Below are 13,126 nucleotides of genomic sequence, written 5' to 3' on the forward strand. Positions count from 1 at the left end.
TGGAAATCTTGATTTTCCCACTCCTATGTCTGACTCTGCATTCCGCATTGAACGCGATTCCATGGGCGATCGCCAAATCCCTAGTCATGTTTATTACGGGATTCAAACCCTAAGAGCTACGGAAAACTTCCCCATTAGTGGGATTAAGCCCCTAGATACTTACGTAGATGCCTGTCTGTTAATTAAAAAAGCGACAGCGATTGTGAATGGCGAGTTAGATTGTATTCCCGCAGATATCAGTCAGGCGATCGCCCAAGCAGCAGATGAAATTCTCGCAGGTAAGCTGCGTGAACAGTTTGTCGTGGATGTTTACCAAGCGGGTGCAGGAACATCCCACCACATGAATGTTAACGAGGTTCTGGCAAATCGTGCCTTAGAAATTCTGGGTGACGTGAAGGGCAATTACAAGCGGGTTAATCCCAATGATCATGTCAATTATGGTCAGTCTACCAACGATGTTATCCCCACAGCCATTCGTATCGGTGGTTTACTCGCCCTCACCCATACCCTCCACCCCGCTCTGGAAACAGCTATTTCTGCCCTGGAAGCCAAAGCTGAGGAATTTCAAACTATCATCAAATCTGGTAGAACTCACCTCCAAGATGCCGTACCCATCCGCTTAGGGGAAACCTTTCGGGCTTTTGCCCACATTCTCAGCGAGCATCAAAACCGCATCTATACAGCTTCCGGGGATTTGATGGTACTGGGTTTAGGGGGTAGCGCCACGGGTACAGGGTTAAACACCCATCCCCAATATCGCGCCCGTGTGGTAGAAAAATTAGCAGAGTTACTAAACTGTCCCCTAGAACCTGCAACCCACCTGATGGCAGCAATGCAAAGTATGGCTCCCTTTGTCAACGTTTCTGGAGCATTGCGGAATTTGGCTCAAGATTTGGCTAAAATCTCCCATGACTTGCGGTTAATGGATTCAGGTCCTAAAACTGGTTTTAAGGAAATTCAACTGCCACCAGTACAACCAGGCTCCTCTATTATGCCAGGGAAATACAACCCAGTGATGGCAGAGATGACATCCATGGTGTGCTTTCAGGTGATGGGTTACGACAGCGCGATCGCCCTTGCAGCACAGGCAGGACAGTTAGAATTAAATGTGATGATGCCCCTAATTGCCTATAATTTGATTCACAGTATCGAAATTTTGGGTAAGACAATTTCTGCCCTCTCAGAACGTTGCATCACAGGTATCACAGCTAATCAAGAAAGATGTCTGACATACGCAGAAGGTAGTTTAGCTCTGGTGACAGCTTTAAATACCCACATCGGTTATCTCAACGCTGCTGCTGTTGCCAAGGAATCCCTAGAAACAGGTAAATCCCTGCGACAGATAGTACTAGAAAAAGGCTTAATGACTGAAATAGAACTCAATCAAGTTCTGAACCTGGAACAAATGAGCCTGATTACACCTCTATCATACTCAGACGGCAAATCGGATTAAGTTCCTAAGGAGGAAGAAAGTATAACCATCTCTTCCTTCTTTATTTTTTGCGATTCCTGTTTTCGATGCGGCTTCTGGAAAAATTAGGGTATACTTTGTGATGAAGGAAATTGACAAACTATTTCCAGTCATCTCCATAGGAAAGACTGGCAACCTAATTCCCAGCCAGGGGTAAATTCAGACATATGCAAGCATCTATGTCCAATGAAAGTATGTTCTTTTCAGAAGCACGAGAGCCATTTGCAGAAAGAGAATTGTATCAACTCCCATGAAAATCTACGATTGGATTGTCATTGGTGCCGGAATTACGGGTGCTGCACTAGCTTACGAATTAGTCAAGCAAAAATTTAGTGTTTTACTCCTAGAACAGGACACAAATTTACAGAATGCTACCCATTATAGTTACGGGGGATTGGCTTTTTGGTCTGGCAATACTCCCCTGACTTGTCAACTCTGCACAGAGGGTAAAGCACGGTATCAAGTATTAGGTGAAGAATTAGGAGCAGATATCGAATTACGGGAATTGGATTTATTATTAACTATTCCCTGTGGTCATAACCCAGAAGTTGTAGCAACCACCTATTCCCATTTTGCCACCCCTCCCCAGTTATTAACTATAGAAGCAGCAGTTGCTCTCGAACCCTTATTAAACCCTGCTTCCCTTGCTGGCGCTTTAACTGTAAAACATGGACATATTCACCCAGAAAAAACCGCTAAAGCATATATTCAAGGGTTTCTCCGCCAAGGTGGAGAAATGGACTTTTCCCAAGTTGTCAAATTATCATCTCAAAGGGTGGAAACTGTTGCAGAATCATACTCCAGTGCAAATATTGCTATCTGCGCAGGAGGATTAAGTCGGCAATTACTCCAAGCATCTGGAATCTCTCTAAATTTGTACTTTACCCATGCAGAAATTCTGCAAACTCCCCCTGTAGATATCCGCTTAAGTACCTTAGTTATGCCAGCAAATTTGACACGCTACCAACTAGAAGCGGAATCAAGTATGTTAGAAAATTTTTGGAATGCCACCGATGATTCTATAATTAACCCTATTATTGATGTTGGTGCAGTACAGTTCTTAAATAATAGTCTACGCATTGGACAAATTAGCCGCGTATCCTCCCATACCCATGCTCAAATTGATACCAATGCCAGTGCGGAATGGCTGATGAAAAGTGTTGCCAACATTCTGCCATCCCTCGCCCAACTAGCAACAACTTGGCATCATTGTTTGGTTGCTTTTAGTGGCGATCGCCTACCCTTAATTGGTAATATTCCAGAACAACCAAGTATCTATATATTCTCTGGTTTCAGTAATCCCCTAGTTTTTGTACCACCCCTAGCACAGCGTTTTGCCCATTGGGTGACGGGTAAGCAAGATGATATTATTTCCCAACTCTCACCCCTAAGGTAAATCCTGGGAAGTGTTATATCATATCTGGTTGAATAATTATTGTTGGGAGCAGGGGGAAAGAGAATTTTCCGATTTCTGCATACACAAGTTGTATCGCAATTATACAGACATAATATCAAAGACAGAAGAGGGAAAAGCATCAGCACCAAGAAAACCCGGCAAGCTTTTACCTTTCACCCTTTGTCTCCCCCAACTAGGTAAACTCAATCGTATCGATAAATTCAAAAATTTTATCTTTAATGTTATTCGCTTCTGTTTGAATATCCTCAGGAGTTTCACCATCAAAAAAGCAGCGCTGACTGCTGATGATATAAAGAAAATTAACTTTAATAAAAGCGATAATTCCCCGATAGGCATCTAACCTGGCAATTGTACCATTATTCCCAGTACGGCAAATCGTCGAACCTTCTGGCATATTCACAACTGTAAAGTAAGCTCCCGCTAAGGGTTCCTTGAGATATTCTGTGTATTCCACACTGGTATCTGCAATATTCGCGGCGATCGCCTGGGGAATATATTTGTTTAAAACAATAGAACGAAGATACTCTTCTTCACCAATAGCCTCAATCTCTTCTATCTGTGTTGCAGGTAGGGGATAATAATCAATACGTAAAAATGTGCCAAAATCATCGGAAAAGCTCAGTTTCCCTTCCTGTGCTTGCATTTTTGCCCCCTCTCGCAGATTCACAGGCACAGGAATTGTAAAATTTTCTAAAGGAGACTCGTAAACATCTAAGCTCAAATTTTCCGCAGTCAGGGTTTCATCCTCATTTTCTGCCTCTAAAAAAGCATTAATCACATCATCAATTACTACCTTTGCTTCTTCATCATCAATATCTAAAGCGGTTTGTAGTGCTTTTACCAGAGGCATTTTTTCCTGGGGGATACGCATTTCATTTTCATCCACCAAGACACTCACACCCGCAGCAAAACCATCCAAAACCAAATCATCCCCAATACATTCATTGGCAGTATTAAATAATGTTGCTAAATTTTCTTCCTCCGCCAAAAGTATCATTCTATCAATAATTTCTAATAATTCTTCGTCAGAGTATTCTGTAAATATTTCAAAACCCCAGATAATATCAGAAATTAGCTCTACATCCACAGTGTCGAGGGAAGTATCAGCAGCTGCGGTAACAACTGCGATCGCGGTGATAGCTTCCTGTGGTGTTAAATCTTCTTCTAAAACCTCATCTGAGTGAAAAATCTGGTCATATTTACCCATAACCGTATTCCTCTAGTTAAAACTAGGTATCCATGGTTTACCAAGCTAGTAGATAATTCTCGCAGAAGTTGGGTAAGGGGAAGAAGAAAATATATAAAAATCCTTTAACCTCTACCTAATTCCCAGGAAATTTCGACAATTACCTACATCCCAGGGAAATCAAGTTTCTACCCTTCCCCATTTCTCAACCAGGGTTGATTCCCCAACTACACAAGGATTTGACTACATCAGGGAATCACAGGGAGCTATCCCCATTCCACTACTCCTTGACTCGGAAAATTTAACAGAGAATTTCCTCAGGGCAAAATATGAATTTATTCTATATATTTATGATTGCTGTCTACTGTTGCGATTTATCCAACTCTTGACTAAAAAAAGCTTGGACTATACTTTCATAGAAGCTGGGATGACTCCAATAGCCAATATGCGCTTGTTGTCCCCATTTTGCCGAGTATTCCATCCGGATATTCTTTAAGTTTTCATAATAGTCTAAATTACCACTAATTGGGTCTTGCAAATGATAGTAATTTACCCACTTTACCTGGGGTAAATCTATTAAAACTGGATTTTTCATCCATGATAAATTTTCTCCCTCGATTTGTTGCTTGACACGGAAAGTCTGTAAATTTCTTAAAATTCTTTGGCGAATAAATTGGTCTTGAGGTACCATCTCCCTAAAGAAAAATGCCATTTTATCTAAAGGTGAGCCAAAAGTAATTAAACCTGTAATTTTTTGGAGAGATTTTTGTGATATTTTGTCAGCATCGAGGCTAGATGTCACAATTAAATCATTTAATGTATCATAGGCAATACAACTACCTAAGGAGTGACCGACTAAAATTACTTGGTCATAATTGGCTAGATTATCTTGAAGAATTTCTTGTACAAAATTTGCAGATTCTACAAGAATACTTTGTCGAATACTTTGATATTCAGACTTAACATCTGTCGTTGTATAAATAGCAACATCTCCTACCAGATTAACCAAAAATGGCGTCACTATTTTTTTACTTAGTTCTCGAGCTGGTTGCAAGAAACTACCACTCAAAAAAGGATTTAATAAATAAAGAATTGCCCAGGTGACAAGACGTAATATGGGATAGAAAATATTAAATAATCTGAGTAAAATTGTCACCCACCGCAAGCGAAATCTAAATAGGCTTTGCCACTTTTTATCTCTTAAAAGTTTTTCTAAAAGTGGCTTATTCTCTGGACGATTATAAAATTCTATTGTCCCTTGGAGAGTTTTCTCTGCCCAATTTAAAACTTCCGGAACAGAAATCTTATTTTCTGTGTTAGCTGCCCAATAATACTCATGAATATCTATCAGGGATTCATCTTGATTATGTTCCTGACTAATTCTGACAAAATTTTCTAGATATTGACTACCATCATAGCGCTTTCTGGGAGTAATTAAGTGTTCCAATTGAATTTTGATTTTGCTATTCTCAAAATATTTGAGAAAATTACGGGCAAAAAAATCAATAGTTTCATAGGGAGACTGTTCTCCGACACCATGGATAATAATAAATGCTGTACGCTTACTAGGAAAGAGGGGAAGATAGTTTTCGGAAGACATAGTTATTTAAATACCTGAATATTATGTCAAGATTATTCCCAAGAAAAACCCGGTTCTGAAAACCGGGCATCAACTTATTTATCTGAGGGAAACTTTGTAGATAATCATACATCAAAGCTATCTAATAGGATAGAACAGAAAACTTGATAAAAATTAATAAATCCTCTGGAATATCTAGCAATTTTCTAGATAAACGAAAATTTTAAAATCCGGTTTTCCCCATCCCTTAAGATTGCTGTGATAGCTGAGTATAACTATATCCTCAACAGCAGGAATATCAATTCCAGATTTTTACACTGAATTTATAAATGTTTGCAAAACTTTAAACATTAAATTTTGACTTTATCGAGGCAATTAGTAAGATTGGTGTCACCCCACAGGCAAAATAATTAAGTCCATTCTCAACCCAGAAAGAATTAATTTTTCCTAAGAATTAACCAAGGCGCTGACAACTAAATTAGTATTTTTATTGACACACTGAATATTCCGATGACCAGAGTACCTACCATAGGAGTTATTACTGATGACTAAAGTCTCAAAAGAAGCTCTATTTTTGCTGTCTCAAGGTGAATCCTTAGTTCTCTGGTTTGAGGAGGTAGGTATTGGGGATATTCCCTTGGTAGGTGGAAAAAATGCTTCCCTGGGAGAAATGATTCAGCAATTAGTACCCCAAGGTGTGAATGTACCGATGGGTTTTGCGACAACAGCTTATGCTTATCGTTATTTTATCCAGTCAGCAGGTTTGGAAGCACAGTTACGAGAATTATTTGCAGATTTGGATACAAATGATGTCAAAGATTTACGGGAAAGGGGAAAAAAAGCGCGATCGCTACTGATGCATACACCTTTTCCCCAACCACTTCGGGAAGCAATTACCAGCGCATATCAAAGGTTGAGTGATATTTACTACCCAGATGTCGATGTTGCGGTGCGCTCCAGTGCAACTGCGGAAGATTTACCCGATGCAAGTTTTGCTGGGCAACAGGAAACCTATCTCAATGTTACAGGAATTGCCAGTGTCCTTGCAGCCTGTCATCGTTGCTTTGCTTCCCTATTCACAGATAGAGCTATTTCCTATCGCCAAACCAAGGGTTTTGACCATTTTAGCGTTGCTCTGGCTGTCGGTGTGCAAAAAATGGTGCGTTCCGACTTAGCAACATCGGGGGTAATGTTTACCATCGAAACAGAAACCGGTTTTCCCGATGCAGCATTAATTACAGCTGCCTACGGTTTAGGGGAGAATGTGGTACAAGGTGCTGTCAACCCCGATGAATATTACGTTTTTAAACCCACATTAAAGGCAGGATTTAACTCAATTATTGATAAAAAATTGGGCAGTAAAGAAATTAAAATGGTCTATGATGACGGCTCAAAATTTACCAAGAATATTAGTGTTAATCCCGAATTACGTAATCAATTTGCCCTGGATGATGCAGATATTATCCAATTAGCAAAATGGGCTTGTTTAATTGAAGAACATTATTCCCAAATCCATGGAAATCAGACACCTATGGATATTGAATGGGCAAAAGATGGTATAACTCATGAGTTATTTGTGGTGCAAGCACGTCCGGAAACCGTACAGTCGCAAAAGCAGCAAAACCTATTAAAAAATTATCGTTTGCAAGGACAGTTAAATCATACTCCCCTAGTAATTGGTAGAGCAATTGGTGAAGCTATTAGTCAAGGGAAAGCGCGGGTAATCCTTGATGTCAACCAAATTGAACAATTTCAAGCTGGAGAAATTCTAATTACGGAAAGAACCGATCCCGACTGGGAACCAATTATGAAACAAGCGCAAGCAATTATTACTAACCAGGGAGGGAGAACCTGTCACTCGGCAATTATTGCTAGGGAATTAGGAGTACCAGCAATTGTTGGTTGTGGCAATGCTACTAGTATTTTAAAAACAGGACAAGAAATCACAGTTTCCTGTGCGGAAGGTGATGAGGGTAGGGTGTATGCAGGTTTATTACCTTTTGAAGTTCAAGAAGCACATTTAGAAAATTTACCACGCACTCGCACCCAAATTTTAATGAATGTTGGGAATCCCCAGGAAGCTTTTAGTTTATCAGCAATTCCTAACGATGGGGTGGGATTAGCGAGGACAGAATTTATTATTGCTAACCACATTCAAACTCATCCCATGGCATTATTAAAATTTGCCGAACTAGAGGATGAATATGCTAAAGCGAAGATTGCTGAAATTACAGCTTTGTATGTGGATAAACCCCAGTATTTTGTTGATAAATTAGCCCAGGGAATCGCCAGAATTGCTGCCGCATTTTATCCGAAACCTGTGATTGTCAGGATGTCAGATTTCAAGAGTAATGAGTATGCCAATTTACTGGGAGGTAGACAATTTGAACCCCAGGAAGAAAATCCCATGTTAGGGTGGAGAGGGGCTTCTCGCTACTATGATCCAGGATATCGGGAAGCTTTTGCTTTAGAATGTCAAGCTCTGAAACGGGTACGGGATGATATGGGTTTGGTGAATGTAATCCCGATGATTCCCTTTTGTCGGACTCCGGATGAGGGGAAGTTAGTATTAGCAGAAATGGCAAAAAATCATTTACAACAAGGTGTGAATGGTTTACAAGTGTATGTGATGTGTGAGTTGCCAAATAACGTGATTATGGCAGAGGAATTTGCTGCTATCTTTGATGGTTTTTCCATTGGTTCCAATGATTTAACTCAGTTAACCCTGGGATTAGATCGAGATTCTGCCTTAGTTGCGGGGTTATTTGATGAGCGCAGTACTGGTGTCAAACGTATGGTAAAAATGGCAATTGATGCAGCCAAAAAATGTCATCGTAAAATTGGTATTTGTGGGCAAGCACCTAGTGACTATCCAGAGTTTGCTCAGTTTTTAGTGGAAGTTGGAATTGACTCTATGAGCTTGAATCCAGACTCAGTTTTGAAGACAATCCTAGAAGTGGCAAAGGTTGAAAATAGTTGATAGTTAAGAGTCTTCTATAGTCAATGGATTTATCTCTAACAACTATTGACTATGGAGTCAGGAAACAGGGAACATAAAGAAGTTATTTTTCTCATCAATCACTGTTAACTGATAACTGCTTGACGCATGACTTGCAATTACCAATGACTAAAAAATTGTTTTGGCTGGGTATACTAGGTATATTTATTATCTCCCTTGCCCTACGTTTCTGGGGACTAGATAGGTTTAATACCCTTGTCTTTGACGAGGTTTATTATGCCAAGTTTGGTCATAATTATCTCACCCATGTGCCCTTTTTTGATGGTCATCCACCCCTGGGGAAATTAATTATTGCCGGGGGAATTTGGTTAAGTGATAGAGTCAAAGACTGGAGTGATGCTTATAACCTATCTTTCTACCCAGACTTAGTTAATGGTTTGAGTGGTGCAGTGCGATCGCCATGGGGTTATCGTTGGGTTAATGCTCTATTTGGCTCTTTTATCCCGGTGCTCGTCGCTGGAATTGCCTATCAGTTAAGTTATAGTTACGGTTTTTCCTTGCTCGCTGGCTTTTTTACTGCTTGTGATGGCATATTTATTGTCGAATCTCGCTATGCCTTAATTAATATTTACATTGTGATATTTGGTTTATTAGGGCAGTTTTTACTTTTACTCGCTTTAGGTAGTCAGCAAAAACAGCGTCAAATATATCTAATTTTAGCTGGTGTTGCCTTTGGCGCATCCCTAGCCACAAAATGGAATGGCTTATGGTTTTTATTAGGAACCTATAGTTTGTGGGTAATCGCTTGGTTGCAGCGCATTTTAAGTCAGCAATCCGAGAAAAATGGGGAGAATTATCCCCTGAGTAAGTTCAGCAGAATTAATATTTTCCAGTTAGCCTTATATTTAGGAATTATCCCCCTCATTATCTACAGTTTGATTTGGATTCCTCACCTACAACTAGACAAAAGATATGATTTTATTGAAGTCCATAAGCAAATTTTAGGCTTCCATGAACGTCTAGGAGGTAATAGTTCTAAAATTCACCCCTACTGTGCAGATTGGTATAAGTGGATTTTGATGATTCGCCCCATGGCATATTACTATCAAACCACCCAAAAAATCACCGATCCACTACCAGTTACCGGACCTACCTTACCCAGTGGCTACGGTAAAGTTATTTATGATGTTCATGCTATGGGTAATCCTTTCCTTTGGTGGTTTGGGATTGCGATATTACTCTTTTTATGTGGAATGCTGATATGGCAATCAACTAATTATATCCTGCAAAGAAAAACCATCCGCTTGCCAGCGCAATTCACCAGGGATACTTGGATTGCATTATATTTAGTGATTAACTATGCAGCCAATTTACTCCCCTGGGTAAAAGTTTCACGCTGTCTATTTATCTATCACTATATGACAGCTTTGCCCTTTGTCTTTATGGCGATCGCCTGGTTTGTTGAGCAGTGTCTGCGGAGTTATTACAAATACCTGCGAATCCTCGGTGTCACCGTCACTTTTATCATTATCGCCGGTTTGATTTTTTGGCTCCCCATCTACCTGGGTTTACCTTTACTCTCTCAAGATTATCAGCTGAGAATGTGGTTTAAATCGTGGATTTAGATAATTTAACCTAGTCTATTTTGATAGCTATCCTTTGTCACTTCAGATGGGAGATTCCTCCATAAACCCTATCGCTGAATTATTTCATATTAAAACTCAATTTTCCCCAGAGCGATCGCCCCATTCTGCCCCCCGAAGCCAAAACTCAGACACAAAGCATAGTTAATTTTACTTAATTCTGCCCGTCTGACAAAATTCAAATCATATTCAGGATTTTGCAAACCGACACAGGGTGGTAATATTTGCTCCCGTAAAGCCATCAGGGAAAACGCCACACCTAAAGCTCCAGAAGCCCCAATCGTATGTCCTGTAGCTCCCTTCGTAGAACTCACAGCCACCTGTTGAGAAAACATATTCCGTATAATCAAGCTCTCAGTGGCATCATTAATTTCAGTACCTGTACCATGGGCATGAATGTAATTAATATCACTAGCCTGTAATCGACTACGCTGTAAACACTGTTGAATTGCCGCGATCGCGCTTTTTCCACTAGGATTCGGTGCATTAGGATGATAACCATCAGCAGTCAAACCAAAACCAAGAATTTCCCCGTAAATCTGAGCTTGACGCTGGTAAGCTAACTCTGCTGACTCTAAAACAAAGATTGCCCCACCTTCACCCAAAACTAAACCCTCCCGTCTGACATCAAAGGGATAAGCACCCGTTTTTGCCAATGCACCCATTTGACGGAATCCATTGATAGTTAGGGGAGTAATTGCCGCTTCCACCGCTCCCGCGATCGCCCTTTGACATTGCCCAGTTTGAATCAACATCGCAGCTTGGGAAATTGCCCAAATCCCCGTAGAGCAAGCTGCCATCGGTGCTAAAACAATTCCTGTCGTTCCCACCCTGCGTGCAACGGCGATCGCATTCATATGAGGTAAGGTTTCTAACCACCTATCTAAATTCTCTTCCCCTCGCAGCATCCTTTCCCAGACTCCCTGGTGACTACGACTGGAACCCACAACAACTGCACATTTTTCTAAACTTGTCAAGATATTAGCATCTTGCAGAGCTAAATCAACAACCAGCTGAGTCAAATCCGACAACTCAACAGGTTGGTTAGCAATCAACCCCAAGGGAAGTTTTCCCAATTCCGCGAAAGGTTGATGTAATTGAATACCAGACTGATTGGCAATTAAATTTTGCCAACTTGTACCCAAGGAGTTACCCAAGGCAGAAACTAAACCAATACCAGTGATAAAAACGCGATTCAAGTTAGAAGAGGAAGCTCATAACTCATAACTCATAACTTCTTACTCCTTACTTACTACTCACTACTCCTTACTCTCTACTCAAGAGTGAAGGGAAGGGAAATATATTCCATTCCCTATTACCTAAACTAATTTTTCAAATTTTCCGCCCCTTGGGTGACTTTCGCGGAATCAATGCGATCGCCCTGCTGAATTTTGTTTACCACATCCATTCCCTCTTTCACATAGCCGAATACAGCATAGTTACCATCAAGGAAATCTAAGTCAGTTAAAGCAAAGTAAAATTGAGCAGAAGCTGAATCTGGCATCTGCGATCGCGCCATAGCCACAGCACCAGTCTTATGACGTAACACAGGAGCTTTCTTCACCCCAGCAGATTCCAATGTTTTGCCATAAATGGGTGCATCTGCTCCTTCCGGCTTAATTTCTAAAGGAACATAACGAGCATTCCCAGTTTTAGCATCAATATAGCTGCCACTACCCAAACGACTTTCCGGGAATTTTGGATCCTTACTTTGAGGATCGCCACCCTGAGCCACAAAAGGCTGAGGTTCACGGATAACTCGATGGAAAGCTAAACCGTCATATACCCCTTTTTGCACCAAATCGACAAAATTCCCAGCTGTTACAGGAGCATTTGTGCCGTCTACTTCAATGGTAATGGGTGAACCTTTGACAGTCATTACCACAGTTGCTTTACCTTCTAACTTGGGTAAATTACTCATACCTGGGATACTCTCGCTGATAGTTTGAGATACAGAAACTGCCTCTGTAGTTGTGCTAGTCGTTGTTTCATTTGCAACAGGTGTACTAGGAGTAGTGGTGTTACTTGTCGCTTTATTTGTCGTCGCGCACCCACCTACTGCCAATACACCGACAATCAATAGTGCAGATAAAAATCGATAAATTTTTAAACGCATTGTCAGTTAAAGATACAACCAAAGTATCTTAAACCCTGAACGGGATTTTCGCCTGAAGATTTCCAATATTGAACCGTTACTAGTTCAAAATTCCCATCTCCAATGGGCTACAAACCTTCTAAGGGAACCCCTAGAAACCTAGCTAATTCAGCCCCTTGTACCTCCAAATCTGTCAGGGATATGGGTTGCCCAACCCTTGTCAAGGGAATGTCTCGTCGCCCTTTGACGCGCAAATACAGCGCCCGTCGGGGATTTAAACCTTCTTTAATATCAACTTGGATAGATTGTACGTCTTGGGTGCGGCAACTAATTTCAATTTGACGATTTTTTCCAGGGTATCCCCAGCGAAATATCTTCACAAAACTAGTTTCTCGATTAAACTCGTTGTAACCTCCGCCCACATCTAACAGGATGACTAGCCACAAATACAAAGCTAGTAACATACCTGCACCGCCGTAGAGACACATTACCAGCCCCTGGGGGACAAAAATCAGTTGACTAGGGTCGGTGACAAGTACTAAATTGACTTTTAAATAACTGGATAATCCCGCCAGTAAAAAGCCAGTAGCACCTAAAGAAACTATAGTTGCCCACCAGAAGTTACTGAATCGACGGGAACCGACAACCTTTTGATGTAAAACTTTGTCGCTTTGACTAATGCTAGTTGCTGCGGTCATGGAATTGTTTTAACTTTGAGTTTTCCCTAAAAAAGTCTGCCATTATCAAGGGTGTGATTGCAAGTCTCACAGGAACGA

Annotated in this window: 9 protein-coding genes; 4 read left to right on the forward strand and 5 right to left on the reverse strand. The window is 40.7% G+C overall.

Translation table 11 applies throughout. The annotated features are described in order from the left end of the window. The first annotated feature begins 25 nt into the window (after nt 1–25). Together IJ00_RS00850 and IJ00_RS00855 are read left to right on the forward strand one after the other, a co-directional pair. The gene (locus tag IJ00_RS00850) at nt 26–1,453 is read left to right on the forward strand and encodes an aspartate ammonia-lyase (RefSeq protein WP_035149088.1); all 1,428 of its coding nucleotides are present in this window, start codon (nt 26–28) and stop codon (nt 1,451–1,453) included. Nucleotides 1,454–1,721: 268 nt separating this feature from the next. Next, on the forward strand, nt 1,722–2,867 hold the full coding sequence (locus tag IJ00_RS00855) for an FAD-binding oxidoreductase (protein WP_035149090.1): 1,146 nt from the start codon (nt 1,722–1,724) through the stop codon (nt 2,865–2,867). A 193-nt stretch (nt 2,868–3,060) separates the two neighbouring features. On the opposite strand, the gene IJ00_RS00860 is transcribed toward IJ00_RS00855, so the two are convergent. Next, nucleotides 3,061–4,095 (reverse strand): hypothetical protein, encoded by a 1,035-nt coding sequence (locus IJ00_RS00860; protein WP_035149091.1) that lies wholly within the window; start codon nt 4,093–4,095, stop codon nt 3,061–3,063. Between the two features lie 340 nt (nt 4,096–4,435). After that, nucleotides 4,436–5,674: a P2 GpE family protein gene (locus IJ00_RS00865; RefSeq protein WP_035149093.1), complete on the reverse strand. Its 1,239-nt coding sequence runs from the start codon at nt 5,672–5,674 to the stop codon at nt 4,436–4,438. 523 nt (nt 5,675–6,197) lie between these two features. On the opposite strand from IJ00_RS00865, the gene ppsA reads away from it, so the two are divergent. Then, nucleotides 6,198–8,633 carry a phosphoenolpyruvate synthase gene (gene ppsA, locus IJ00_RS00870; RefSeq protein WP_035149096.1) on the forward strand — a complete coding sequence of 812 codons (2,436 nt, stop codon included), beginning with the start codon at nt 6,198–6,200 and terminating at the stop codon, nt 8,631–8,633. 143 nt (nt 8,634–8,776) lie between these two features. Beyond that, on the forward strand, nt 8,777–10,237 hold the full coding sequence (locus IJ00_RS00875; protein WP_035149098.1) for a dolichyl-phosphate-mannose--protein mannosyltransferase: 1,461 nt from the start codon (nt 8,777–8,779) through the stop codon (nt 10,235–10,237). 89 nt (nt 10,238–10,326) lie between these two features. On the opposite strand, the gene IJ00_RS00880 is transcribed toward IJ00_RS00875, so the two are convergent. From IJ00_RS00880 to IJ00_RS00890, 3 genes are all read right to left on the reverse strand, one after another. Further along, nucleotides 10,327–11,454 (reverse strand): beta-ketoacyl-ACP synthase, encoded by a 1,128-nt coding sequence (locus tag IJ00_RS00880; protein WP_035149100.1) that lies wholly within the window; start codon nt 11,452–11,454, stop codon nt 10,327–10,329. A gap of 125 nt (nt 11,455–11,579) precedes the next feature. Next, nucleotides 11,580–12,371, reverse strand: coding sequence for a peptidylprolyl isomerase (locus IJ00_RS00885; RefSeq protein WP_035149102.1), 792 nt, complete (start codon nt 12,369–12,371; stop codon nt 11,580–11,582). 107 nt (nt 12,372–12,478) lie between these two features. Beyond that, nucleotides 12,479–13,048, reverse strand: a complete 570-nt coding sequence (locus tag IJ00_RS00890; protein WP_035149104.1) for a photosystem I assembly protein Ycf4 — start codon at nt 13,046–13,048, stop codon at nt 12,479–12,481. Nucleotides 13,049–13,126 lie beyond the last annotated feature (78 nt).

The organism is Calothrix sp. 336/3, assembly GCF_000734895.2.
In the GTDB taxonomy this organism is placed as follows: Bacteria; Cyanobacteriota; Cyanobacteriia; order Cyanobacteriales; family Nostocaceae; genus 336-3.